This is a genomic window from Marivirga sp., assembly GCF_035704835.1.
Taxonomy (GTDB): Bacteria; Bacteroidota; Bacteroidia; order Cytophagales; family Cyclobacteriaceae; genus Marivirga.
This window is the reverse complement of sequence record NZ_DASSWQ010000049.1, coordinates 92,781-116,843: the sequence shown is the minus strand read 5'-3', so window position 1 is coordinate 116,843 and position 24,063 is coordinate 92,781. Positions and strand designations below refer to the sequence as shown.

The window sequence follows — 24,063 nt, the reverse complement described above, 5'->3', positions numbered from 1 at the left end:
ATTTTAAATTGTTGATAAATACAAATCATCATAACTTTTGAGAGTAATGATTTATTTCTGTTTTTATTTTTAAACAGTTACTTATAGCTTCATCGGATTGTTTTTTAGTATTTATGTCGTTTTCGTAAAATTACCGCTAACATTTCGATAGTGACATAAAAGTTGTCACTATATCTTTTATAGTTTTATGTGCAATCTAGTGGATTTTTAATTGTTTTAAAAGTGTCAGTTGCAACGTGAGTGTAAATCTCTGTGGTTTTTGTTGAATTATGTCCCAATAGCAGTTGAATGTGGCGTAAGTCAGTGCCAGCCTCAAGTAAATGAGTAGCAAAGGAATGTCGGAGCATATGAGGTCTTACCGTTTTGTTTATATTGGCATTTTTTGCAGCTTTGGCAACTATTTGCCGTATACTGCTCCCACTATACTGCATTCCTTTTTTTCCTTCAAATAAGTAATGAGTTGGCTTATACTGTTTGTAGTATAAACGTAATTTTAAAAGAAGTTTTTCACTTAATATACTGTATCTGTCTTTTTTCCCTTTTCCTTGTTCTACTCTTATCGTCATCCGCTTACCATCTATATCACTCAATTTTAAATTTAATAATTCACCTCTCCTTAGTCCTGAAGAATACAATAAACTAATTATGCATTGGTGTTTAATATTAAAGGTTTTGTTAATCATTGCTATGACTTCCTCTTTGCTCAAAATTTCAGGTAGACGCTCGGTTTTCATTGGGCGCTCAATATCATAAAATCGATTTGGCATTCCTTCCACCACTTCATAATAAAATTTGATGCTGTTTATGGATAGATTGACGAAAGAATCAGAGTATTTTCTTTGCGCTAGTCCTTTTAGGTAATTTTTAATGTCAGTTTCGTCTATACTCATTAATTTTCTTGTTGGAAAGTGCCTTCTAAAGCGGTCAAAGCAAGCTGTATAATTTTCTGCTGTTTTTAGGGCATACCGCTTTAATTCCAGTTTCTGAAAGTAAGCCTCTGGTATTTTAGGGTATTTCTTGCGTAAATCGTCAATTTTTAAATCTTCACCGTATGTGTTTACAGGTTTGTTTCGAGCGAAATACTTCATGTTTACCCATGCAACTCCTTTAAATGTCTTCAATATGGTATAGAAATTCTGTTGATTATTAGGTAGATATACCATTTGAAATTTTTCACTCCATTTAACACCTGAAAGTGATTTAATCAAAGCTTGTATTACTTTGTCAGGATAAAACTGTATACCAATTTTCTTTTGGTTATTGATTAATAAGTGCTTTAATGTAATTTGTTTCTGTAAATCCATGATTTTAGCGTTTTTTCAGTCTCCAAAAAAGATTTTTGATTGTCATCAATCAAATTTACCAGTATATTTATGCGTATATTATTCGTATAATATACTTTTATGACAACAATATTAAAATGTAAATACTGTAATGATCCATTAAGTGGTCGGGTGGATAAAATATTTTGTGATCCTTATTGTAAAAGTGCTTATCAATATCAGGAAAAAAAGAAAACGCCTAAATCATTATTTGAAAAGGTGGACAAACAGTTGAAGCTAAACAGGAAAATTTTAAAGCAATACAATAAAGATGGCGTTACAACTGTAAGGGAAGAAATGCTGTTGAGAGAAGGTTTCAATCCTAAATATTTTACCAACTATTGGAAAAATGAAAAAGACGATGTGTATCTTTTTTGTTATGAATATGGTTTCTTGAGGAAATTTGATAAAAGGAAAAAACTTTACCGTTTTATTTTGGTGCAATGGCAAGCTTACATGGATTGAGTATAAATTTTATAATCCAAGATTGATCCAAGTGGATTTTTGAATGAGGGGTGGCTTAATTAGTTCTAACCGATGCTTGAATCTAATAGATTTGGAAACCTATCGATTCTTAAAAGCTATACTCCCCAGTCCCACATCAAGCAAAAATTCCATGCTTTCATCAGGATTGTTGATGTAGGCTTGATTGCCGAAGGTGTTATGCCCGATTTTTTCAAAATTTTCAGCCATTTTTATATTACAAAGAGGGGAGTTGTTTAATCTGATGATAACAGGTATTTCTTCGGGCGGTAAAATAACATTTAAAGTACCAGCCCCAACTGAGGCTGAAACTCTGCTATTTATTTTCCAATCAGAGCCACAATCTATGGAAATGGTTCCAAAACCTACTTCAGCTATGATTTCTTTTGCTAATGCATAGTTCAAATCTTTTACTTCAATATTACCAAAATTCACTTTTACAAAAAAAGTGTCCATGGCCACACTATTCATGATGGCTTCACTATAAGCTAATTTAACATCGGCACTTGCAGATTTTATTTTTAAACGCTCCACCGCCAGTCTGCTCAAATCTACATTTGCTTCACCCATCAAATAACTCAAATTCAAATCAAAAGCTTGATGTTCAGATAAATTTATTTGCCAGATATCATGAATCTGGTCTGATGATGAAAATATATTATTAGCTACTGATTCAGTAAAATTTAAGCCCATATGGCTTTTACAAGTGAGTTCTGCATTTACTTTTTGTGTGTTTTGTAGCTTTTCAATTTTAAAGGAGCTTGCAGCTACATCATTTTCAGTTGCGCCTAAAATTAATATTGGCTCATCTTCATCTACCGCATTTAAAAATGATTTTCCCGCTTTAGTAGAAACTTTCAATTCTATTTTATCGATTCCGCGAGATTCTTTAACCTCAAAATGCTTGTGCAATTCTTGACCAACTGCAGTTGATGCAAATAGTAATAAATAAGTTAAAATTGAGATGTTCTGAAAAGCCCTAGCCATAATATAGCTATTACGGTGGCATAATCTATTAGGTTGTTGTTAAAAATAAAAAACCACTACTCATTTTAGAATAATGGTATTTAGCTTTCGCAAACGTCTGCTTGCGTATAAAACTCTTTCTACATTTAAAGTAACTTTCTGCTCCACCTAAGGAATATAGGATGAATCTTAATTAAAAAACTCTTTCACTCGATCAAAAAATCCTTTATCTGCTTTTGTAGGATTTGGTTTGAAGTTTTCTGAAGCTCTCATGCTTTCTAACATTTCTTTCTCTTCTTCAGTAACTTTCTTTGGGGTCCAAACATTCACATGAATTAACTGATCTCCTCTACCATATCCATTTACATCTCCAACTCCTTTACCTCTTAATCTTAATATTTTACCAGACTGTGTACCTGGTTCTATTTTGATTTTTACTTTCCCGTCAATAGTCGGTACTTCTACCGTTGTTCCTAAAACGGCATCCACGAAATTCACATAAAGGTCATAAATAATATTATTCCCATCACGCTTTAATACTTCGTGTTCAATTTCTTCGATAAGAATAATCAAATCACCTGCTGCACCTCCCATTGGGGCTTCATTTCCTTTGCTCGCCATGGATAATTGCATGCCATCCGTTACACCTGCTGGGATTTTAACACTGATCACTTCTTCTTTAGACTGAAGTCCAGTATTATCTACATGAGGCGGCTTTTTATCAATAAATTTACCAGAACCATGACAAGTTGGACAAGTACTAGCCGAAACCATTTGTCCAAGCATCGTATTGGTTACTCTTCTAACCTGGCCTGAACCTCCGCAAGTATCACAATTTTTATAGGTTACTCCATCGGCAGAAACCAATCGGTTAACTTTTATTTTCTTTTCAGCACCGTGAGCAATTTCTTTTAAATCTAGTTTAAGCTTAATTCGAAGGTTTGAACCTTTTCTTCCTCTAGTTCTGCGACCTCCTCCAGCCCCTCCAAAGAAACTTTCGAAGCCACCACCTCCGCCACCACCAAAGATGTCGCCAAATTGAGAGAAGATGTCATCCATATTCATACCGCCACCACCGAAGCCTGCTCCGCCTTTCATTCCTTCGTGACCAAATTGGTCATAGCGCTGACGTTTTTGCGGATCGCGCAATACTTCATAAGCCTCAGCTGCCTCTTTAAATTTATCTTCTGCCTCTGGGTTATCAGGATTTTTATCGGGGTGAAACTTGATGGCTACTTTTCGATAAGCCTTCTTAATTTCTGCTTCCGAAGCACCTTTGCTAACACCTAGTATATCGTAATAATCTCTTTTAGCCATCTTATCTGTATTCTAATATTTAAAAAGACAAATGTTTTCTTTGGTATTGACTATCAATCCCAGTAATTATCGGGGCAAAAAAAACACCTATATTGCCTAATACGCTCTATTTATTCTCCTATAACTACTTTCGCGAAACGGATTACCTTATCATTCAATAAGTATCCTTTTTCAACTACATCCACCACTTTGCCTTTCAATTTCTCATCAGGAGCAGGTATTTTGGTAATAGCCTCATGAATTTCAGGATCAAATTCGATTCCTGGCTCATTATCCATCACTTTTAAGCCTTTATTCATTAAGGTTTTCTCGAATTTATTTTTGATTAAGGTAAAGCCTTCTTTCAAAGCTTCATTTTCAGATTGATCTTCAAAAGATTTTTGAGCTCTTTCGAAATCATCCATCACAGGCAAAAGGTCAGCAATTACTTCCTGGGAAGCAGTTTTCACTAATTCTAATCGTTCCTTAGCATTTCTTCTTCTGAAATTTTCAAACTCAGAATATAGCCTTAAGAATTTATCTTTCGACTCTGCCAGTTCGATCTCTAGCCTTTCGAAATCTGACAATTCTTCATCCTTAGCCTGAGCTTCTGCTTCTGCAGCTTTTTCTTCCTCAGAGCGCTCTTCCTGATTTGCTTCCTCTGAATTTTGCTCGTCTTTTATATCTTCAGCAGTTTCTGCTTCTTTTTTCAAATCTTTTTCGTCTAATTCTTCTTTAGCCATAACTGTATGTTGTTATTCTATCTAATTTCCAGCATTTGGTGACAAGGAGTTTGCCAAATGCCATATCACTGACAAGTTGACATTTGAATCTAAATGCTGAGTAATTGTATAATTAATTCTATTTACGCATTTATAGACTTCCAAATCATGTCTTTAAGCTCATCAATATTATCCTGCGTTAAAGATGAAATGAAAACATGTTGTAAGTCTTTAGGTAATTCTTTTTTAAGCTCATTCATCAGTTCTTCATCCATTAAATCCGATTTTGTGATGGCTAATAATCTGTTTTTATCAAGCAACTCCGGGTTGTATTCCTTAAGCTCATTAATCAAGATTTGATACTCTTTTTTGACATCCTTACTATCAGCAGGAATCATAAAAAGCAAAATGGAATTTCTTTCGATGTGTCTTAAAAAGCGAGTTCCTAAACCTTTTCCGGCTGCAGCTCCTTCAATAATCCCTGGAATATCAGCCATCACAAATGATTTATGATCACGATAAGGAATTACTCCAAGATTTGGCGTTAAGGTAGTAAAAGCATAATCAGCTATTTCTGGCTTTGCAGCGGAAACAACTGAAAGCAAAGTACTTTTTCCCGCATTAGGAAAACCTACTAAGCCCACATCCGCTAATAATTTAAGCTCTAGAATAATCCATTCTTCTTTTCCATCCTCTCCTGGCTGAGCGTAACGGGGCGTTTGGTTCGTAGCCGTTTTGAAATTTGCATTTCCTAGTCCTCCTCTACCGCCTTCAGTTAATATTCTTTCTTCTCCTTCCTCGGTTATTTCAAATCTTACCTCACCTGTTTCGGCATCTTTGGCAACAGTGCCCAGTGGAACTTCAAGAATGATATCTTTTCCATCTGCTCCAGAACTCCTAGCTCCTCCACCATTTTCACCGCCATCTGCTATAACGTGTTTTTTATATTTCAAATGCAGGAGTGTCCAAAGTTGGGTACTGCCCTTTAAAATAATATTTCCGCCACGTCCCCCATTTCCTCCGTCAGGCCCACCTTTGGGAACGTGCTTTTCTCTTCGCATAGAAACGGCACCTGCACCTCCTTTTCCGGAACGAGAGCAGAATTTAACATAATCAATAAAATTGGGATTGGCCATGGGACTAAATTTTAAGGCGCAAATTTAGTTTAATTTAGGCAGGAAAATAAAAAAGCCGACCTATTTTGCATAAGTCGGCTGGAGTAGGACATCATTAATCCTATTTTATTTTCTCGATTTCATTACAGATTTTACCAAAAATATCACCTATACTGCCTACACCGTGTATTTTGACAAATTTACCTTTGCCATCGTAATAGTTGGCTACTGGTAAAGTTTCTGCTTGATAAACCTTTATTCTATTTTCAATTTTTGCAAGATCTTGATCATCCGTCCTTCCAGATGTCTTTCCTCTCTCTTTAATTCTCTTTTTCAATTCTTCTTCAGGAACATCTAATGCAATCATTCCGGCAATTTTTTCACCTTTTTCTTCTAATAAAGTATCGAGAGCATTTGCTTGCGGGACTGTTCTAGGGAATCCATCAAAAATGTATCCACTACTACTTGCTTTAGTTTCCTTTATTTTTTCGTCCACCATTCCGATTACTACTTCATCAGGAACCAAATTGCCCTCATCCATATATTTCTGAGCCAATTTACCTAATTCAGTACCTTCTCCTAAATGTTTTCTGAATAAATCCCCAGTTGCAATGTGGGTCAATTTATATTTATCGATAATTTTTTCGCTTTGTGTCCCTTTTCCCGCTCCGGGAGGGCCAAATAATATAATATTCAACATGATTGTAATTTAAATAGAGCCTATTAGGCAATTACACGAGTAAAGTTTATAACTATCTTATTTTCAGTACTAAACAATAAATTTTATGAAATCAATTATTAGATTTAATATAATAGAAAATCAAAGATAAAAGTTTTATGTTTAAAATTGTTACAATTATCTTAATTGATAAATTTCCTTTAATTCTCTTCCCATCCCCTCGTAATCCAAGCCATACCCAACTACAAACTTATCAGGAATTTTAAATCCTATAAAATCCGGCTTTTCGGCTTTTTCCTGAGCATCAGGTTTATGCAGTAAGGTGGCCACTTTTATAGATTTTGTACCTAAATCTTTAAAAGCATCTAGTAAATGTTCTAAAGTTGTACCCGTATCTACTATGTCTTCCAAAATCAAAATATCTCGGTCAAAAACATTCTCTTTCAATCCTAATATCTCTTTTACCTTCCCAGTGGTTTGCAATGCCTCATAAGAAGCCACTCGAATAAATGTCACTTCTATGGGTGTATCAATTGTTCTAATTAAATCGGCTGTAAAAATAAATGAACCATTTAATACACTCACCAAAAGTGGCTTTTTACCTTCATAGGCAGCACTAATTTCAGCGGCCATTTCTTTTACTCTATCCTTAATTTCTTCTTCCGATAGGTAGGGAACAAATTCCTTATCTATAATTTTAATCATACTTATAATTCTTTCATTAAGTATTGATACATCGCCAACATAGCTTCAATATCTCTTTTATGAACTTTTTCATCAGGAGAATGAACATTATCCTCAGGCGCACCAATGAAACACCAGTCAATTGGATAAGGAGATTCATGTAATTCTCGTCCATCGCTGGAGCCGCCCGCTTCTACTTCTAATTGATATGGAATTCCTGAGTGTTCTGCCATATTTTGAATCAACTGTACAAATGATTGTCTGGGAACATTACGATCTCGCATAGAAATAGCTACTCCTTTTCCATGTTCCACTCCCTCAGTTACCCATGTAATATCCGAAATTAAAGCTTGATGAATTCCATATTGCTCCACCATAAATTTGGCTAAAAAAGGAACCGTTCCTCCTCCATGCTCTTCGTAAGCAGAAAAAACGATCATACCATTTTCTAATGTTTCTGCCAATTTAAGACAATTAAAAATGCCTAATCTATTGTCTAGGTAGCAGGATTGTATATAGTCATCTGTCTCCCTGAAATCGCATTCAAACGTAAGGCTTGCACCACGATCAATTCCTCTTCCAAATTTATAGAAGGTTTGATTTTCCTCATTCAATTCCAATTCACAAGCGATTGGTCCTAATGAATCTTCTCCTTTTAATTTGTATCCCTTTTTAGCTTCTGGTCCGCCAATTGGAATCAACTGATTCTCGTAACGCACCGTAAATCCAACCGAATCCATATGAGCGAAAACTGCAGTGGTAGGCTTGCCAAAAACCAAAACAAGACAATCCTGATAATCTTCGCCATGATGTAGCTTTGGCTTTACTTTCCAGTTTGATTGATTTTTTTTGATGTATTGAAGTAGAAAATTTTTCATCATGTATTCTTCTCCTGAAGGAGCATGAATACTGCATAGCTGTTGAAGTACTTTATAATCTATCATTGTGGCAAAGTTAAAATCTTTTGATATGAGAATTGAGGATAATCATCACGATATTTCAATTTTTTAATTTTTTTCTTAGAAAATAAAATTATATTTAAGTTGTTTCATTAAAAATTACCTTCCTACTATTATTAATGTATATTTTAGACAAAGAGAATAGCATTGCGAACCATTTTTTAGCTGAACTACGTGAAGTAGATATTCAAAGAGACCGATATCGTTTTAGAAGAAATCTTGAAAGAATAGGAGAATTACTTTCGTATGAGATTTCCAAAACTTTATATTTTCAGAACAAAGAAATTCAAACACCACTTGAAAAAACACAGGTAGCGCTGATGTATGATTTTCCTGTGATAGTAAGTGTGATGAGAGCTGGTTTACCCTTCCATCAGGGATTTCTTAATACGTTCGACCATGCAGACTCTGGTTTTATCGGTGCTTACAGAAAGCATACTGATGACCATAATTTCACCATTGAAATGGGGTATGAAGCTTTGCCTCCAGTAAAGGACAGAACATTAATAATAGCCGACCCGATGTTAGCCACTGGCCAATCGTTAGTGAAAGCAATCGATCATATCCAACAAATAGGTAAACCTGAAAGGATAATCATTGCTGCAGCCATAGGAACTCCAGAGGGTGTGAATTACATTAATGATTATTTTGATGGAAATTGTGAAATATATTTAGGTTCATTGGATAGGGAATTAAATGAAAAAGCCTACATCTTACCTGGTTTAGGAGATGCTGGAGATTTAAGTTTCGGACAAAAACATACTAATTAATAAATGCCTTTATCTAACACTCTATTACTCATACTTGGTTTAGCCGTCCTAATTTTAGGAGGTGAACTATTAGTTAGAGGCGCTTCACGAATTGCTTTACGATTGAAAATGTCACCATTGGTTGTTGGCTTAACAATTGTAGCTTTTGGTACCTCAGCACCAGAGCTACTAATAAGTATACAGGCTGCTTTAGCTGGAAGCCCTGATATTACCATGGGAAATGTCATTGGATCTAATATTTGTAATCTTGCCTTAGTTTTAGGAATTACAGCACTGATAGCTCCCATTCCTGTAAATTCAGACTCTATTAAGATTGATTGGCCTATGACAATGGGCTGTTCACTACTTTTATACTTTTTAGTGCAAGAAGGCTATGTAAATGATTATGAGGGAATAGGATTTATGTTACTTTTAGCATTGTACATAATTTTTATTATTCGTAGGTCAAGAAAAAACCATATGAGCCCACAAGATCTTGGGATTGAAGTTGAAATTCCAACTTCAAGTTCGAAAAAGAATATGATAAGAGACGTTTCACTTATAGCAATCGGTGGGGCTGGGCTTTATTTTGGTTCCGATTGGTTTGTAAATAGTGCTAAAGATTTAGCAATCTACATGGGTATTAGTGAACGTATAGTTGGTATAACTGTAGTTGCTGTAGGTACAAGTTTACCTGAGTTAGTTACCTCAGTCGTTGCAGCTTTCAAAAAAGAAACTGACATGGCACTGGGTAACCTTATGGGCTCTAATATTTTCAATATTCTTTCTATTCTAGGTATTACCAGCTTGATTGCCGATATAGAAGTAAGCGAAGTTATTATTAATTCAGACATGATATGGATGATAGGAATTACCTTACTAATCCTTCCATTTATGGCTCTCAATAAAACTGTTGATCGCTATGAGGGTTTAATACTAGTAGGTGTATATGTCTACTATACCATCACCGTTATAACTTGAAAGTAAATTAATTATTTTCATCCTCATCAGGTAACATTTCAATATCCTGAATTAAAACTCTTTTAGATATACTTTGCCCAGTTAATGTTGCAGCCAAACCTCCCATTGCGGTTTCTTTATATTTGGTTTCCATACTTTGTCCTACTTCACCGAGTGCATCCACGCATTCATCTACTGGAATGACACCACTTACATTGGACAAAGCAATTTGCGCAGATGAATTCGCAATAGCTGCCGCACTTGCATTTCTCACCACACAAGGAACCTCTACTAGTCCTGCTACAGGATCGCAAACTAATCCTAACATGCATTGAATGGTAATGGCAACGGCATTAAATACTTGGTCGATATCGCCACCTAAACAATAAACAATTGCCCCTGAAGCCATCGCTGCTGCGCTTCCAGTTTCTGCCTGACAGCCCCCAACTGCACCTGCTAAGGAAGCTTTCTGTTCAATAATTAAAGCAATTCCTGCCCCGACTAAAAGACCTTCCAAAATCTTTCTATCCTCTAATCCATGAATTTCTTGAAGTGTCACCATAGTGCCTGGCAAAATCCCACTTGCCCCTGCGGTTGGAGCAGCAACTACTCTACCCATGCAAGAATTCACCTCTTTTGCAGCCAATGCTCTCGCTATCAACTTCTGAAAATTAGGATCCAAAACGGTTAATGGATTTTGATATACTTTTTTAGCTCCATTATTGATCATTCCTGAGCGAGATTGCATATCTTCTTCTAATCCAGTTTTTACTGCATCACGCATTACATCGTAAGCAATTAGTAAATTTTCCCAAACATAATCTGCCTCTTTTCCCTTTTGGTCTTTCTCATATTCCAAAACGGGCTCAAACAGCTTTACGCCTTTCTTTTCACAGTATTCTTTCCATTCCTTAAATTCACTAAAAAGTATTGACATCGCGATATATAGTTTAGCCTAATGCATTAATCGGCAAAGAAACATAAAAGTTTAGCATTATTATAATTCAGAAGCACAAGATGAATGTATATTTGCAGTATGGAATTAAAAAATGATTTGTTGCTGCGGGCAGCAAAAGGCGAAACGGTTGAAAGAACTCCAGTCTGGTTGATGAGACAAGCTGGCAGAATTTTGCCGGAATATAGAAAGGTAAGAGCCAGTGTTAGTGGATTTATTGAATTAGCACAAACTCCTGAATTGGCCGCTGAAGTTACCATTCAACCTGTAGATATTTTAGGGGTGGATGCAGCCATTATCTTTTCAGACATATTGGTTATTCCTGAAGCAATGGGGTTGCCATATGAGATGGTTGAAAAAAGAGGACCACATTTTCCAGAAACCATCAAATCTGAAGCAGATGTTGATAAATTAACGGTCGCTAATGTTGAAGAGAGTCTTTCCTATGTGACTAAAGCCATTGAAATCACTAAAAGTGAATTAAACGGTAGAGTTCCATTAATTGGTTTTGCAGGTGCTCCATGGACTATTTTTGCCTACATGGTAGAAGGTGGCGGAAGCAAGACTTTCTCAAGAGCAAAAGCAATGCTTTACACAGCACCCGAAGTATCACATCAACTTCTAAATAAAATTACTGATAGCACCATCGCTTATTTAAAAGCACAGATTTCAGCAGGAGCTGATTTAGTTCAGGTTTTTGACAGTTGGGCTGGTATTTTATCGCATGAGCAGTATAAGGAATTTGCTATTCCTTATTTGAGAAAAATTGCCGATGCCATTCAGAATGTTCCTAAAACCATTTTCGCAAAAGATGCACATGCCGCATTCGCAGATTTAAGCCAACTTGATTACCAAACTATAGGATTAGATTGGACAATGAATCCACATTCTGTAAGGGAAATAGTAGGTGCTCATAAAACTTTACAAGGTAATCTTGACCCATGCGTTCTTTATGCTGATAAAGAAACCATCAGGAAACACACCAAAAATATGTTAGAAAAATTCGGCTCAGGAAGACATATTGCCAATTTGGGACATGGTGTATATCCAGATATTAATCCTGATCACGTGAAGTATTTCATAGAAGCTGTAAAAGAATACAGCCTCAAATAAAAGAAAGAGAGATGGCAGGTAAATAATTAAGGCAGAGCGCTTTCTCTGCCTTTTCTTTTATCTGATAAATAATAACCAAACCAATACTAGTAGTGGGAGTAGGAATGGGATGGAATATCTAATAATATACCCGAAGAAAGACGGCATTTTTATACCTACTTGTTCAGCAATTGATTTCACCATAAAGTTAGGACCATTTCCGATGTAAGTCATTGCTCCAAAAAATACTGCCGCAATAGATATAGCGGTTAAATCAATTACTGAATCATAATAAACACCGCCATTTGCAAATTGTGTTACCTCAGACAATACCGATATACTTGCTCCTTGAGAAGCCATAGCTGCCGCTAAGAAATTTAAATAGGTAGGTGCATTATCTAAAAATCCAGAAAGTATCCCTGTTCCCCAATAAAGGGTATTATGTGTAATTAAAGCTGCTCCGGTTTCGGATTTCGCAAAATCTCCAACTAAATCCAAAGCTGGCATCATGGTACCAAAAATACCTACAAAAATGAAGGCAACTTCTCTTATCGGTTCAAAACTAAATTCATTTAAATCGTGAACTTTATCTTTGGCAAATTTATAAGATAAGTAAGCAACGCTGAGCATAATTACCTCACGAATGTAAGAAAATTCTTGTCCATCGTAGGATATACCAGGCACCCAAGAAAATACATTTGGATCAATAAACACAGAAATAATGATAACTAATAACCATAGGAAATTTCGCTTACCATTGATGGTTATTTTATTGTCAAATACTTCTTTCTCATCTTCCTCAACTCCTGATTTATTTCGTTTATCCAGAAAATAGAATATTACCGCTAGCACTGAAAGAGCAAAAATCCATGCTGGCCAATTATGCTCTAGTGTCCAGAAAAACGGAACTCCTTTCAAAAACCCTAAGAATAGTGGTGGATCACCAATTGGTGTTAATGAACCTCCAATATTACTTACCATAAAAATGAAGAAAATAATGTGGTACGCTTTTATCCTATTTTTATTAAGTCGAATAAAAGGACGAATTAATAACATAGAAGCCCCTGTTGTCCCAATTAAGTTAGATACTGCCGCTCCTATCAAAAGCATAGCTATATTGACAAATGGCGTAGATTTTTTATTCACATTAATCACTATACCGCCTGATGCTATATAAAGAGAGGCTAGTAAGGAGATAAATTGTATATATTCAAATGCTGCGTGAACTGGGCTATGAGTATTATGAATTACAAACAAATAATAACTCACGACCAAAATAGCTAAGATAACGGCAATTTTAGGATAGTTTTTATGCCAGAAATGTTCATAGAAAAGCGGTCCTGTGGCAATCATCAATAATAACAAAACAAAGGGAATAACAGTCCATGCAGGTGCTGAATGATTTACTTCCTCTTCAGCTTCTGAATTTTCTACAGTTTTAGAGTTATTCCCATCTTGACTATCCTGCTCCACCATTTCAATGGCAGTGTCAGGTTCCGCAGCGTAAGGCTTTGGAACAAAAATGATGGAAAATACTAGGGTCAAAAATATTGCTGAAATAGAAAATAATGATGTTCTCATGCAAATGATTTTTCAAGAATCCTCAATTTAGGAAGTTTCCAATAAACAACCCTAAGAAGAAATGATTAATTATATGTTAAATTAATTGACTCAAGGCAATTTCAAAAGAAGTCTTTGAAATATTAACATCAGAGTTACTAGCCTCAAAAGTTTTACGCAACGCCCTTTCAATTGTTCTGGACGTATCTTCAAAAATAGCTTCATCCGTGATTTCGGCATTAGAGGTCATCAAATAAGCGAAAACTCTAGCCATTCCACAATTTGCAATAAAATCAGGAATAACAGCTACTCTATTATCTGCGAAATCAGCAATAGGACCAAAAAATATCTCTTTATCAGCAAAAGGAACGTTTGCACCAGCAGAAATCACTTCTAATTTAGATGCAATCATTTCTTCTACATGTTCTTTGGAAATAAGCCTGGAAGCTGCTGCTGGAATAAAAATTTCCGCCTCCAATGCCCAAATCTTGGAGTTTATTTCATCAAATGGTATTAAATCATCAGAAATTAATTCGTTTCCTTTTCTATTCAAGAATAATAATCTCAACTCCTCTAGACTGAAGCCTTCAGTATTGATTAAGCCACCGTTTCTATCAATAATCCCCACTATTTTAACACCTGACTGTGCCAAGAAATAAGCAGCTGAAGCACCTACGTTTCCCCATCCTTGAATGATTGCTCTCTTTTTATGAAGTTTACCACCCCAAATACGATAATAATGTTCTACAGACTTGGCTACTCCAAACCCGGTGATCATATCTGCAATAGTATATTTTCTTTTAATATCAGGACTGTAATTAGGAGCTTCAATTACTTTAATGACTCCTTGTCTTAATTGCCCGAGTTTCTTGATTTTTTCAGGCTCTGATGCATTGAAATGACCATTTACTACCCCTTCTTGCGGATGCCATAAACCATATTGCTCCGTAATCGGAATGACTTCATGGATTTCATCTACATTCAAATCTCCTCCTGTCCCGTAATAATTTTTCAGCAATGGGAAGACCGCTTTATACCATCTTTCTAAAACCCCCTTTTTCCTTGGGTCATTAGGGTCAAAATTTATACCTGATTTTGCGCCTCCTATTTCTGGGCCTGAAACCGTGAATTTCACTTCCATGGTTTTAGCCAATGATTCTACCTCGCGTTTATCCAGTCCAGGTCTCATGCGAGTACCACCGCCTGCAGCGCCTCCTCTCAGTGAATTGATGACCACCCATCCTTCGGCTTCTGTTTCAGAATCCTTCCATTCAAATACTACCTCTGGTCGCTTATTCTCAAATTTCTCTAAGAGTTCCTTCATATTTTCAATTTTAATCGTTTTGCAAAAGCTTTAATGATTTTTTCACATTAATTCCAAAACGTCAAAACTACAAAAATTAATTTCAAATATTACCCAGCTTTTGACCAGAGACACTATTTGAATGAGAACCGGTAACCGAAGCTAAGGTATTCCATTCATTCCTTACATTTAAAACTCCTAAAAATGCAAAAATCAGCGCCTCTTTATAATTCACTGTTTTGGGATCTGCAACCACCAGCTCATATTTTTGATTTAGCATAGCCCCTAATCTTTCTACCAAGTAATCATTAAATGCTCCCCCACCTGTCAATAACACCTTACCTTCTTTTGGGGAAGAAATTAATGATTTACTGATTTGCATTGCAGTATGTTCAACGGCTGTGGTGAGCATATCCTCAACTGCAAATTTTTTATCGTCAATTTTGGATAAAATTGCTGGTTCAATTTGCTCTATACCTAAACTTTTCGGAAAATCCTTTTTCAAAAAAGGGAAATCATTCCACTCATCTAAAAGCGAGTCAATTACTTTCCCTGACTTTGCTATTGTACCTTTATCATCATATTCTAACCCTTTCATATTGGCCAATGAGTTTAATAAAATATTACAAGCACATATATCATAGGCCAATCTTTGCTTTTCAGGCGTTTCATAAGATAGATTTGCTATTCCTCCCAGATTGATACAAAAATCAAATTCGCTAAATAATAAGGCATCCCCCACAGGAACCAAAGGAGCTCCTTGTCCTCCTTTTGCCAAATCCAACGTTCTAAAATCTGAAATTACGGGGCAATTAGTGATAACATGAATAAAATTCGGATTTCCAATTTGCAGTGTGAGCTGCTTCTCCGGAACATGAAAAACAGTATGTCCATGAGAAGCTATAAAATCAGCTTCCAATTTATTGTCATTTAAAAATTGTGTTACAGCCTGCCCCATCCACTTTCCTAAGTCAACATCTAAAAAATGTAACTCAAGACCACTAAGGTCTTTAGATTTTGCCAATTTCAATTTCAAATCCTGAGGGTAGGCTTTCGTTTCGGCAGTAACAATTTCCCAGTCCCACTTCTGGTTTGACAATAATTCAAACTTGCAAAATGCAATATCCAGTCCATCGAGAGAGGTGCCGGACATTAAACCAATTACATTGAAGGTGAGCTTTTGCATAAAATTATTTACTTTTAAATTTCAAATCAGGAAATATGAACTTAGTCATAGATGTAGGCAATACTAAAACTAAAATTGGTATTTTTAAGAATGACCGATTAGATTTCACGGAATCTTTTACATCGCTATTTGAACTCAATCAATTTATAGGTTCAAAAGAATTGAATTCTACTATTATTTCAAGTGTTAATCTTCCTTATGAAGATATTTTAAATGAGTTGGTGCTTCTTCAAAATCCTATTTTACTGGATAGTCAAACTCCTCTACCTTTTAAAAATCATTACAAATCGAAAACGATCGGCTTGGATCGGCTAGCGGCAGTAGCAGGCGGACAAGCTTTATATCCTGATTCAAATATACTAATTGCTGATTTGGGAACCTGCATCACTTACGAAGTGCTTTCGGAGGGAAATGACTATCATGGAGGTGCCATTTCACCAGGAATGCACATGAGATTTAAAAGTATGCATAATTTTACAGCTCGTTTACCGTTGGTAGAACCTGATTCAATAACTAACTACATTGCAGACAACACAATCAATGCAATGCAGAGCGGAGTTATTTTAGGGATTCAGGCGGAGATAGAGGCTTATATTCAAGAGGTTGAAAGAAAATATTCACCGCTCAAGACATTAATTACGGGCGGAGATGCAAAATTCTTTGAATCTAAAATAAAAGAGCCCATCTTTGCAATCCCTGAATTAGTTTTAGTGGGTTTAAATGCAATTTTAAGATATAATGCGTCAGTTTAAAACCGGTTTAATAGCCAGTATTATTTCCATCATTTTTATTTCATCATCTTTTTCTCAGCAGATGATTTCTCCTTATTCAGCATATGGATTGGGTTTAATGTCTGAAAAGGGATTTGTTTCGAATAATGGAATGGGAAATGCAGGAATTGCTTATCAAAGTCCTTGGTTTATCCCTGCACTAAACCCTGCCTTATTAGGAAGTCAACGATTCACCTCTTTTGAAGCTGGTTTATCGCTTAATCAAAACAATATTAATGATGATGTTACGCGTTACAGACAAATAAATGGTGGATTAAAATATGTAGGTATTGCTTTCCCTATCATTGCTGGTAAGTATGCAATATCTTTTACATTAAGGCCATTAACCACAAAAAACTATGACATATTAAGAAAAAGTTCAGATAGACTTAACGACCCTCAAGCAGAAGAAACCAAATTTTCGGGCGAGGGCACTATCTCCCAATTTAGCTTTGCTAACGGATGGAATATTACTAAAAACATTGCAGTAGGTGCCGAAGTAAACTACAATTTCGGAACATTGACCGACAGAACCGTTTACCAGAACATTATCAATGGTGCTGACACTATTTTTCTACCTTACTTAGTATCGACAGAATTTTCAGACCAATATTCTGATTTTTCGTTTACACTAGGAACTAAATTTATGAAACAGATAGGGAAAAATTTCTTGTCTGTTGGAGCTACATATGATTTGCAATCGAACCTAAAGACTTCCAGAAATTCTTACCTACAATTATTAAGCACAGCCGAAACCCCATTAAGACCTGAAACGGATGAAGATTTATTTTTAGATAATGATAGCGCAGGCATTACGGTTCTGCCACAAAAAATAAGTTTTGGAATAAGCTATATGAAACCAAATTCATGGGCTATTTTAGCCGATGTTTCCTATCAGGATTGGTCACAATACAGTAGTTTTGGAGTGAGTGAAAACAGCTTCCAGGAGCAAATAAAGCTGAATTTCGGTGGTGAATTTACTCCTAATGTTGAATCAGGTAGTAAGTATATTGAAAGGATAACATACCGAGCAGGTCTTAACATTTCAAATGGTCCATTAGTTATCAATGGCAACTCCATAAATTCGTTTGGCATAACTTTTGGTTCTACCTTACCGATTAATAAGATATCAAATATTAATTTGGCTTTTGAAGTTGGCCAGAGAGGAACTTTATTAGATAATTTAGTACAAGAAAATTATCTAAATTTTAATTTGAGTTTTACATTTAACGACAGATGGTTTTTAAGAAGACAGTTTGATTAAATTTTAAGAAAGATGAGAAAGATTCTATTGACACTTGCATTAATAATAGGAGCCCAAGCTATGATATTTGGGCAAAGTGGTTGGAATTGGCCAGAAGATCCAGACAAAAAATCTAAGGCTATGGAGAAAAATGCGCTTTATTCAGATTTTCTTACTGCAGAAAAATATGAAAAAGCGAAACCTCCTTTAGAGTGGTTGTTAAAAGAAACACCAGACCTTAACCCTTCCATTTACATTCAAGGAGTAAAAATTTATGAGAACTTAGCAGAGACTACAACAGGTCAAGAACAAAAAAACATGCAGGACTCCGTTGTGATTTTGTATGATTTGAGAATGAAATATTTCAATGATATTGAAAATGTAACCAATAGAAAAGCCAATGATGCTTATAATGTTTGGAAAGAAAGAAAAGATAAATACAAAGAATTGTATGAGATAGAAAAGGAAGCTATCGAAATGTTAGGAGCAAAAGGCTTTACATCCAACACTATATACTACATGGATGCTGCTAGAAGATATAAATTGACTGGTGGACCAATTACAGATTTAGATATTATCGCGATTTATGATCAAGTTCAAGAGATTCTTGACAAAATGGAAGCAAATGGAGAAAGCAAACAAACCATTGAAAAAGCAAGAGATTATATTGAAACATTATTTAATGCTTCTGTTACTATAGATTGTAACATAATTGATGAAGAATTATATCCAGCGTTTATAGAAGATGGAAAAAATCAAGAAGATGCTGAAAGAATTGTCAAATTTGGTTTAGCAGGAGGTTGTACTAGTTCTGACTCTTTTATAGAGGCCGCAAAAGTAGTGCAAGCAAATACGCCTGAATTTGGTTTAGCTAGAATGATTGCATTAAAATCTAAATCAAATGGAGATTTAGATGTTGCACAGAAATATCTTGAAGAGGCTTTAGAATATACAGAAGATAATATCAAAAAAGCAGAAGTATACATTGAACTTGCTGATATAGCCTCTAAACAAGGAAACCGATCACAAGCTAGAAGTTTTGCTTACAATGCTTTAGAAGCTGATCCTTCTAAAACAACAGCATATACTATTATTGGTGACTTGTACTTTCAAAGTTTCAATGACTGCAAAGGAGGAAAAGACATCGTTGTAGATAGAGCAGTTTTTATTGCCGCTTATGACATGTATCAAAAAGGAGGTGCTGAAAAAAGAATGAGCCTAGCTAAAGAACAATTTCCTTCTAACGAAGACATTTTTAACTATGATTATGAAATTGGTGAAGAATTAACCGTTGGGTGTTGGATTAACGAAACAATTCAAATTCAAATTAGAGATTAAATTTAGGAATTTTTGTTAAAAGCGGTCATGACAATTATATCTGACCGCTTTTTTTATTTTTACTACTTGAAAAAGTTATATATCACGACCTACTACTAATAACGGAGGAAAATTTAAGTGAAATCTTGCAATTACGTAATTTGTTATAAAAACATAAAAATTAGGCCTTTTAATCATTGAAATTAAACTTATAAACATGAAATAGCCATAAGCTGCCACATACCAACCGAGCATGAATATTAAAAGAAAAGTGTTGGTTTTAAGGTTTACGGATGGCTGAGCTATCCCATGTGACGACTAAAAAATAAAACATATACACATGAAATACATTTGTCTTCTTACTATAAGTACTCTAATATCAGCATGTTCTTCAGGACTGGAAGATAAAAAAGTGTTTGAAGAATATACAGGCCCCATCATGGTAGCCGATACTGTAAAAATAATGTATTCTGATTCAGCTAAAGTTAGAGTTATTGTAAGGGCTTCGAAGCAATTTGAATATGAAAATGGCGATAGGGAATTTCCTAATGATATTTTTATAGAATTTTACGACCCAGATGGCACCATGTCATCCACTTTAGATGCCAATTCTGCTTTTTATTCCAAAGAAGAGGATAGGTATAAAGCAGAAGGAGACGTTGAAGTAATTGGCTATATAGAAAAAAGAAAACTGAATAGTGAGGAATTATATTGGGAACCACAGAAAGAAGAAATATATACTGATAAATTTGTAAGAATAGAATCGGCTGACCAAATTTCTACAGGAACAGGATTAGTTGCCAAACAAGATTTCTCTACCTATAGAATTCTGAATCCTAGTGGAACAATTTATCTAGAGGAAGAAACTGAAGATTCTACTAAAAACGATACCCCTGAACTTCTAACAGAACCAACTAAAAATAAAGAAAAAAGTAACTAATCCAGTACCTTAGTCAAATTCGATGAAACAAAAAAGGAAAGACCAAAACAAAGAACAAGCAACCACACACAAACCTAATTTTATCATATTAGGCCTTGCCTTTGCTTTTTTCATTATAGGAATCCATCAATCTATAACAGTAGGCTTTGAATATTCCTACTGGATTTTTATGTTGTCGATATGTCTATTACTTTTACAAAGATATTTAAAACAAAAAAATGAACAGAGGGGAAAGTCAAAATAAAAAATGGAAAGTAGCTATTTAATCTATATCATAATATCGCTATTATTCTCTGCGTTTTTTTCAGGAACAGAAATTGCTTTTATTTCCTCTAATAAGTTGCATATAGAATTGCAAAGCCAACAGGGTATCATTTCTGGTAAAATACTTTCAAAATTTCTAGAAAAACCTTCGTCATTTATAGGCACAATGCTTATTGGCAACACGATTTCCTTGGTGGTGTATGGTATTTATATGGCCAAAATGATAGAACCAATTCTTATTTCTAATTTGCCTTTATTTTTTCAAAATGCAGCATTTATTCTGCTAGCTCAAACATTTATTTCCACCATATTTGTGCTTTTTATTGCTGAATTCACACCCAAAAGTATATTTCTTCTTAATCCAAATGGACTGCTATCATTTTTTGCGCTTCCGCTGTGGCTCATCTATTACATTACATATCCCATCGTATTTATTATAGTTAGTTTATCAAAACTATTTATAAAATACGTGCTACGCTTAAATTATGAAGAAGATAAACCCGTATTCGGCTTAACAGATTTAGATCATTTTGTAAAAAACACAGTTCAACTTGACCACCAAGAAAGTAAGGTAGAGTTAGATAAGAAGATTTTCAATAACGCATTAGAATTCAAAACGATTAAAGTGAGGGAATGTATGATTCCCCGAACGGAAGTAGTAGCCGTAGATTATGAAGATACAATTGAAGAACTAAAGGATGCCTTCAGTGACAGTGGTCATTCAAAAGTGCTTATTTACAAAGATACAATTGATGATGTAATTGGCTATTGTCACTCTCTAGCTCTTTTTAAAAAACCATTCTCCATTAAAGATATTTTAACCCCCATCATAATTGTACCTGAAACAATGCCAGCTAATGAATTAATGATTCAATTCATTCAGGAACACAAAAGTTTGGCATTAGTGGTAGATGAATTTGGAGGAACATCGGGAATTGTCAGCTTAGAAGACATCATAGAAGAAATTTTTGGAGAGATTCAAGATGAGCATGATGATGAAGACCTCGCAGAGGAGCAAGTATCTGAAAATACCTTTATTTTTAGCGCAAGACTTGAAATAGATTACATTAACGATAAATATTTCTTAAATCTTCCAGAGGGTGATTACGATACCTTGGGGGGGTTTATCTTATCCATCACAGAAAATTTCCCACAATTAAAAGACGAAGTAGTTAGCCCTCCGTTCAGGTTTGTAATTGAAAGTATGGAAGAAAATAGAATCAATCTCGTAAAGCTAATTGTGAACAACCCAAATTAACTAGAAAGTTATAAATGGAATCCCTTTGATATTAATCATTTATACTATTATTTTGCGAATCTTTGAAATAAACAAACATGGGAGTATTTAATACATTAAGAGTAAAAATGGGGTCGGTTTTAATCGCCCTTATAGGATTGTCAATCTTAGCTTTCTTGCTAACTGATTTGCTTGGGCCTGATTCAAAGCTTTTGGGTGGCGGACAGTCAAATGAGGTAGGTGAAATTGCTGGGGAAACCATCAATATAACTGAATATCAGCGTACGGTTGAAGAATTCAAAAATAACTTCCGAGCTGGAAATGGAAGAACACCATCTGATAGAGAAATGAATTCTATCCGTGACCAAGCATGGGATTATTTAATTATCGAAAAAGCTTTTCAGAAGCAATATGATGAATTAGGACTTGAAGTAACCAATGCGGAATTGGTTGATATGGTTCAAGGTAACAATATTAGTCCAATTGTAAGACAAAATTTTACAAATCCTGAAACGGGAGAATTCAATAAAGAACAAGTTGTAAATTTCATTAGAAATATTGCACAAGCCTCACCACAGCAACAAGCACAGTGGTTTTCTTTTGAATCAAGTTTAGTTCCCGCCAGAGCTAGAATAAAATATGATGAGTTAATTTCATCCACTATTTACGTAACTAGTGCTGAGGCTGAAGAAGCTTATCAAAATGAAAATTCTACTGCAAATGTAGAGTACTTATATATTAATTATAGTACCATTTCTGATTCCTTGTCATCCCCAACTGATGCTGAATTAAAAAGCTACTTTAACGAGCATATTGATGAGTATGAAACAGATGCTTCAAGAACGATTAGCTACGTAGGATTTGAATTATTGCCTTCTGGTGAAGATTCTACTCTTATTCGTTCAGAAATCGAAGATTTAAAAGCAGAATTTGAAAAAATTGACGATGATTCAGCCTTTGCTAGATTAAATTCAGATAGAAGTGGTTCTTATAGAACTTACCCTATTTCACAGCTTCCTGATATTTTGGCATCTAATACAAATATTTTAAATGAAGGAGATGTAATTGGACCGTATATCGAAAATGGTTCTTACATACTTTACAAAATCTCCAACATTTATGATGACACAATCTCATCTGTGAAAGCTAGTCATATCTTAATTGAAGCAGAAGATGATACAGATGCGGCAAATGCTACTGCTAGAAGAGAAGCGCAAGATGTTCTGAGAAAAGCACAAAATGGACAAGATTTTACTGAATTAGCTAAAGACGTTAGTGATGGACCATCTGCTATAAATGGTGGGGATTTGGGTTGGTTTCAAGAAGGTCAAATGGTTGATGAATTTAATGAAGCTGTCTTCGCAAAAAGTGGTACTGGTGTTATAAATGAAGTTATCAAAACGCAATATGGGTACCATATTATTAAAGTAACTGAAGAAAAAACAGCCAAAACTTATAAAATAGCAACTATACAGCGGGAAATTACACCTACTGAAGCTACTATAGACGATTTATATAGAAAAGCAGATTTGTTTGCTGCTTCAAGCGGTAACTATTCTGAATTTGTTGCTAACGCAGAAGAAGAAGGATATAGAGTAAGTAGTTCAGGTAAAATGTCTCCTAATCAAAACTCTATAGGAAATTTAGGGGATGGTGCAAGACCAATCGTAAGGTGGTCATTTACAGATGCAGACCTAAACCAAGTTTCTGATGTCTTTGAAACCAATACTCATTTCGTTGTAGCAGTTTTGACTAATAAAACTGAAAAAGGTAATGCCGATTTAGAGGCAGTAAGACCTATCGTTAGTAGAGAATTACAAAAAGAAAAGCAAGCTGGAATAATTAAAGATAAATTGAACAGTTTATCAGGTGAATTATCTGAAATTGCTGAAGCATATGGTAGTGAAGCTAATATTTATACGGCTAATGAAATAAGTTTCTCTTCAAATTCATTACCTAATGTTGGGCAAGCACCAAAGGTTATTGGAGCAATATTTGGACTAGAACTTAATACTATTTCAAAACCTTTAGAGGCAAATAATGGTATAGTGATAGTAAAAGTTTTAAATAAAACTGCTGCACCTGAAATTGCAGATTACAATAGCTATAAAGAACAATTAGCTCAGGCTAGAAGGAATTCAATCTCAAATCGAATTAAATTGGCAATTGAAGAAAAAGCTGATATAGTTGATGAAAGATATAAGTTCTATTAATATATTAATCACTTAATATTTTAGGGGGCTTTTAAGCCCCCTTTTTTG

Annotated in this window: 22 protein-coding genes; 10 read left to right on the top strand and 12 right to left on the bottom strand. The window is 35.0% G+C overall.

Annotated elements, in window-relative coordinates:
- Positions 1–185: 185 nt before the first annotated feature.
- The gene (locus tag VFM92_RS08060; protein ID WP_325121695.1) at positions 186–1,304 is read right to left on the bottom strand and encodes a tyrosine-type recombinase/integrase; all 1,119 of its coding nucleotides are present in this window, start codon (positions 1,302–1,304) and stop codon (positions 186–188) included.
- 99 nt (positions 1,305–1,403) lie between these two features.
- On the opposite strand from VFM92_RS08060, the gene VFM92_RS08055 reads away from it, so the two are divergent.
- Entirely contained in the window at positions 1,404–1,787 is a 384-nt protein-coding gene (locus VFM92_RS08055; RefSeq protein ID WP_325121694.1) for a hypothetical protein, read from the top strand.
- 99 nt (positions 1,788–1,886) lie between these two features.
- On the opposite strand, the gene VFM92_RS08050 is transcribed toward VFM92_RS08055, so the two are convergent.
- The 7 genes from VFM92_RS08050 to VFM92_RS08020 all read right to left on the bottom strand — a co-directional run bounded on the left by VFM92_RS08050 (position 1,887) and on the right by VFM92_RS08020 (position 8,211).
- Positions 1,887–2,792 (bottom strand): hypothetical protein, encoded by a 906-nt coding sequence (locus tag VFM92_RS08050; RefSeq protein ID WP_325121693.1) that lies wholly within the window; start codon positions 2,790–2,792, stop codon positions 1,887–1,889.
- A 168-nt stretch (positions 2,793–2,960) separates the two neighbouring features.
- Positions 2,961–4,088 (bottom strand): molecular chaperone DnaJ, encoded by a 1,128-nt coding sequence (dnaJ, locus tag VFM92_RS08045; RefSeq protein ID WP_325121692.1) that lies wholly within the window; start codon positions 4,086–4,088, stop codon positions 2,961–2,963.
- A 110-nt stretch (positions 4,089–4,198) separates the two neighbouring features.
- A complete protein-coding gene (locus VFM92_RS08040) occupies positions 4,199–4,810 on the bottom strand; it encodes a nucleotide exchange factor GrpE (RefSeq protein ID WP_325121691.1) in 612 nt (203 codons plus the stop codon).
- A gap of 122 nt (positions 4,811–4,932) precedes the next feature.
- Positions 4,933–5,925 (bottom strand): GTPase ObgE, encoded by a 993-nt coding sequence (obgE, locus tag VFM92_RS08035; RefSeq protein ID WP_325121690.1) that lies wholly within the window; start codon positions 5,923–5,925, stop codon positions 4,933–4,935.
- A gap of 100 nt (positions 5,926–6,025) precedes the next feature.
- Positions 6,026–6,604: an adenylate kinase gene (locus VFM92_RS08030; protein WP_325121689.1), complete on the bottom strand. Its 579-nt coding sequence runs from the start codon at positions 6,602–6,604 to the stop codon at positions 6,026–6,028.
- Between the two features lie 156 nt (positions 6,605–6,760).
- Positions 6,761–7,288: a hypoxanthine phosphoribosyltransferase gene (gene hpt / locus VFM92_RS08025; protein WP_325121688.1), complete on the bottom strand. Its 528-nt coding sequence runs from the start codon at positions 7,286–7,288 to the stop codon at positions 6,761–6,763.
- A gap of 2 nt (positions 7,289–7,290) precedes the next feature.
- Positions 7,291–8,211: a M20/M25/M40 family metallo-hydrolase gene (locus VFM92_RS08020; RefSeq protein ID WP_325121687.1), complete on the bottom strand. Its 921-nt coding sequence runs from the start codon at positions 8,209–8,211 to the stop codon at positions 7,291–7,293.
- Between the two features lie 134 nt (positions 8,212–8,345).
- Here VFM92_RS08020 and upp point away from each other — a divergent pair, with 134 nt between their 5' ends.
- The gene (gene upp, locus VFM92_RS08015) at positions 8,346–8,996 is read left to right on the top strand and encodes a uracil phosphoribosyltransferase (RefSeq protein WP_325121686.1); all 651 of its coding nucleotides are present in this window, start codon (positions 8,346–8,348) and stop codon (positions 8,994–8,996) included.
- 3 nt (positions 8,997–8,999) lie between these two features.
- On the top strand, positions 9,000–9,956 hold the full coding sequence (locus VFM92_RS08010) for a calcium/sodium antiporter (RefSeq protein ID WP_325121685.1): 957 nt from the start codon (positions 9,000–9,002) through the stop codon (positions 9,954–9,956).
- Between the two features lie 7 nt (positions 9,957–9,963).
- Here VFM92_RS08010 and sdaAA read toward each other — a convergent pair whose 3' ends face one another.
- Positions 9,964–10,872 (bottom strand): L-serine ammonia-lyase, iron-sulfur-dependent, subunit alpha, encoded by a 909-nt coding sequence (sdaAA, locus tag VFM92_RS08005; RefSeq protein WP_325121684.1) that lies wholly within the window; start codon positions 10,870–10,872, stop codon positions 9,964–9,966.
- A 99-nt stretch (positions 10,873–10,971) separates the two neighbouring features.
- On the opposite strand from sdaAA, the gene hemE reads away from it, so the two are divergent.
- On the top strand, positions 10,972–12,003 hold the full coding sequence (gene hemE / locus VFM92_RS08000) for a uroporphyrinogen decarboxylase (protein WP_325121683.1): 1,032 nt from the start codon (positions 10,972–10,974) through the stop codon (positions 12,001–12,003).
- Between the two features lie 57 nt (positions 12,004–12,060).
- On the opposite strand, the gene VFM92_RS07995 is transcribed toward hemE, so the two are convergent.
- The 3 genes from VFM92_RS07995 to VFM92_RS07985 form a co-directional block, all read right to left on the bottom strand.
- Positions 12,061–13,563 carry a sodium:proton antiporter gene (locus tag VFM92_RS07995; protein WP_325121682.1) on the bottom strand — a complete coding sequence of 501 codons (1,503 nt, stop codon included), beginning with the start codon at positions 13,561–13,563 and terminating at the stop codon, positions 12,061–12,063.
- A 76-nt stretch (positions 13,564–13,639) separates the two neighbouring features.
- Positions 13,640–14,866 carry a Glu/Leu/Phe/Val dehydrogenase dimerization domain-containing protein gene (locus VFM92_RS07990; RefSeq protein WP_325121681.1) on the bottom strand — a complete coding sequence of 409 codons (1,227 nt, stop codon included), beginning with the start codon at positions 14,864–14,866 and terminating at the stop codon, positions 13,640–13,642.
- Positions 14,867–14,948: 82 nt separating this feature from the next.
- Positions 14,949–16,031 (bottom strand): anhydro-N-acetylmuramic acid kinase, encoded by a 1,083-nt coding sequence (locus VFM92_RS07985; RefSeq protein ID WP_325121680.1) that lies wholly within the window; start codon positions 16,029–16,031, stop codon positions 14,949–14,951.
- Between the two features lie 35 nt (positions 16,032–16,066).
- On the opposite strand from VFM92_RS07985, the gene VFM92_RS07980 reads away from it, so the two are divergent.
- From VFM92_RS07980 to VFM92_RS07955, 6 genes are all read left to right on the top strand, one after another.
- On the top strand, positions 16,067–16,783 hold the full coding sequence (locus VFM92_RS07980) for a type III pantothenate kinase (RefSeq protein ID WP_325121679.1): 717 nt from the start codon (positions 16,067–16,069) through the stop codon (positions 16,781–16,783).
- Positions 16,770–18,065, top strand: a complete 1,296-nt coding sequence (locus VFM92_RS07975) for a hypothetical protein (protein ID WP_325121678.1) — start codon at positions 16,770–16,772, stop codon at positions 18,063–18,065. The genes VFM92_RS07980 and VFM92_RS07975 overlap by 14 nt, the downstream gene beginning before the upstream one ends.
- A 12-nt stretch (positions 18,066–18,077) precedes the next feature.
- Positions 18,078–19,382, top strand: a complete 1,305-nt coding sequence (locus VFM92_RS07970; RefSeq protein ID WP_325121677.1) for a tetratricopeptide repeat protein — start codon at positions 18,078–18,080, stop codon at positions 19,380–19,382.
- Between the two features lie 319 nt (positions 19,383–19,701).
- The gene (gene lptC, locus VFM92_RS07965) at positions 19,702–20,301 is read left to right on the top strand and encodes an LPS export ABC transporter periplasmic protein LptC (RefSeq protein WP_325121676.1); all 600 of its coding nucleotides are present in this window, start codon (positions 19,702–19,704) and stop codon (positions 20,299–20,301) included.
- Between the two features lie 247 nt (positions 20,302–20,548).
- Entirely contained in the window at positions 20,549–21,823 is a 1,275-nt protein-coding gene (locus tag VFM92_RS07960) for a hemolysin family protein (protein ID WP_325121675.1), read from the top strand.
- 77 nt (positions 21,824–21,900) lie between these two features.
- Positions 21,901–24,015, top strand: coding sequence for a SurA N-terminal domain-containing protein (locus tag VFM92_RS07955; RefSeq protein WP_325121674.1), 2,115 nt, complete (start codon positions 21,901–21,903; stop codon positions 24,013–24,015).
- Positions 24,016–24,063: the final 48 nt, after the last annotated feature.

Coding starts and splice junctions, on each gene's coding strand:
- VFM92_RS08060 (WP_325121695.1), bottom strand. CDS start 1,304: ATGGATTTACAGAAACAAATTACATTAAAGCACTTATTAATCAATAAC.
- VFM92_RS08055 (WP_325121694.1), top strand. CDS start 1,404: ATGACAACAATATTAAAATGTAAATACTGTAATGATCCATTAAGTGGT.
- VFM92_RS08050 (WP_325121693.1), bottom strand. CDS start 2,792: ATGGCTAGGGCTTTTCAGAACATCTCAATTTTAACTTATTTATTACTA.
- dnaJ (WP_325121692.1), bottom strand. CDS start 4,088: ATGGCTAAAAGAGATTATTACGATATACTAGGTGTTAGCAAAGGTGCT.
- VFM92_RS08040 (WP_325121691.1), bottom strand. CDS start 4,810: ATGGCTAAAGAAGAATTAGACGAAAAAGATTTGAAAAAAGAAGCAGAA.
- obgE (WP_325121690.1), bottom strand. CDS start 5,925: ATGGCCAATCCCAATTTTATTGATTATGTTAAATTCTGCTCTCGTTCC.
- VFM92_RS08030 (WP_325121689.1), bottom strand. CDS start 6,604: ATGTTGAATATTATATTATTTGGCCCTCCCGGAGCGGGAAAAGGGACA.
- hpt (WP_325121688.1), bottom strand. CDS start 7,288: ATGATTAAAATTATAGATAAGGAATTTGTTCCCTACCTATCGGAAGAA.
- VFM92_RS08020 (WP_325121687.1), bottom strand. CDS start 8,211: ATGATAGATTATAAAGTACTTCAACAGCTATGCAGTATTCATGCTCCT.
- upp (WP_325121686.1), top strand. CDS start 8,346: ATGTATATTTTAGACAAAGAGAATAGCATTGCGAACCATTTTTTAGCT.
- VFM92_RS08010 (WP_325121685.1), top strand. CDS start 9,000: ATGCCTTTATCTAACACTCTATTACTCATACTTGGTTTAGCCGTCCTA.
- sdaAA (WP_325121684.1), bottom strand. CDS start 10,872: ATGTCAATACTTTTTAGTGAATTTAAGGAATGGAAAGAATACTGTGAA.
- hemE (WP_325121683.1), top strand. CDS start 10,972: ATGGAATTAAAAAATGATTTGTTGCTGCGGGCAGCAAAAGGCGAAACG.
- VFM92_RS07995 (WP_325121682.1), bottom strand. CDS start 13,563: ATGAGAACATCATTATTTTCTATTTCAGCAATATTTTTGACCCTAGTA.
- VFM92_RS07990 (WP_325121681.1), bottom strand. CDS start 14,866: ATGAAGGAACTCTTAGAGAAATTTGAGAATAAGCGACCAGAGGTAGTA.
- VFM92_RS07985 (WP_325121680.1), bottom strand. CDS start 16,031: ATGCAAAAGCTCACCTTCAATGTAATTGGTTTAATGTCCGGCACCTCT.
- VFM92_RS07980 (WP_325121679.1), top strand. CDS start 16,067: ATGAACTTAGTCATAGATGTAGGCAATACTAAAACTAAAATTGGTATT.
- VFM92_RS07975 (WP_325121678.1), top strand. CDS start 16,770: ATGCGTCAGTTTAAAACCGGTTTAATAGCCAGTATTATTTCCATCATT.
- VFM92_RS07970 (WP_325121677.1), top strand. CDS start 18,078: ATGAGAAAGATTCTATTGACACTTGCATTAATAATAGGAGCCCAAGCT.
- lptC (WP_325121676.1), top strand. CDS start 19,702: ATGAAATACATTTGTCTTCTTACTATAAGTACTCTAATATCAGCATGT.
- VFM92_RS07960 (WP_325121675.1), top strand. CDS start 20,549: ATGGAAAGTAGCTATTTAATCTATATCATAATATCGCTATTATTCTCT.
- VFM92_RS07955 (WP_325121674.1), top strand. CDS start 21,901: ATGGGAGTATTTAATACATTAAGAGTAAAAATGGGGTCGGTTTTAATC.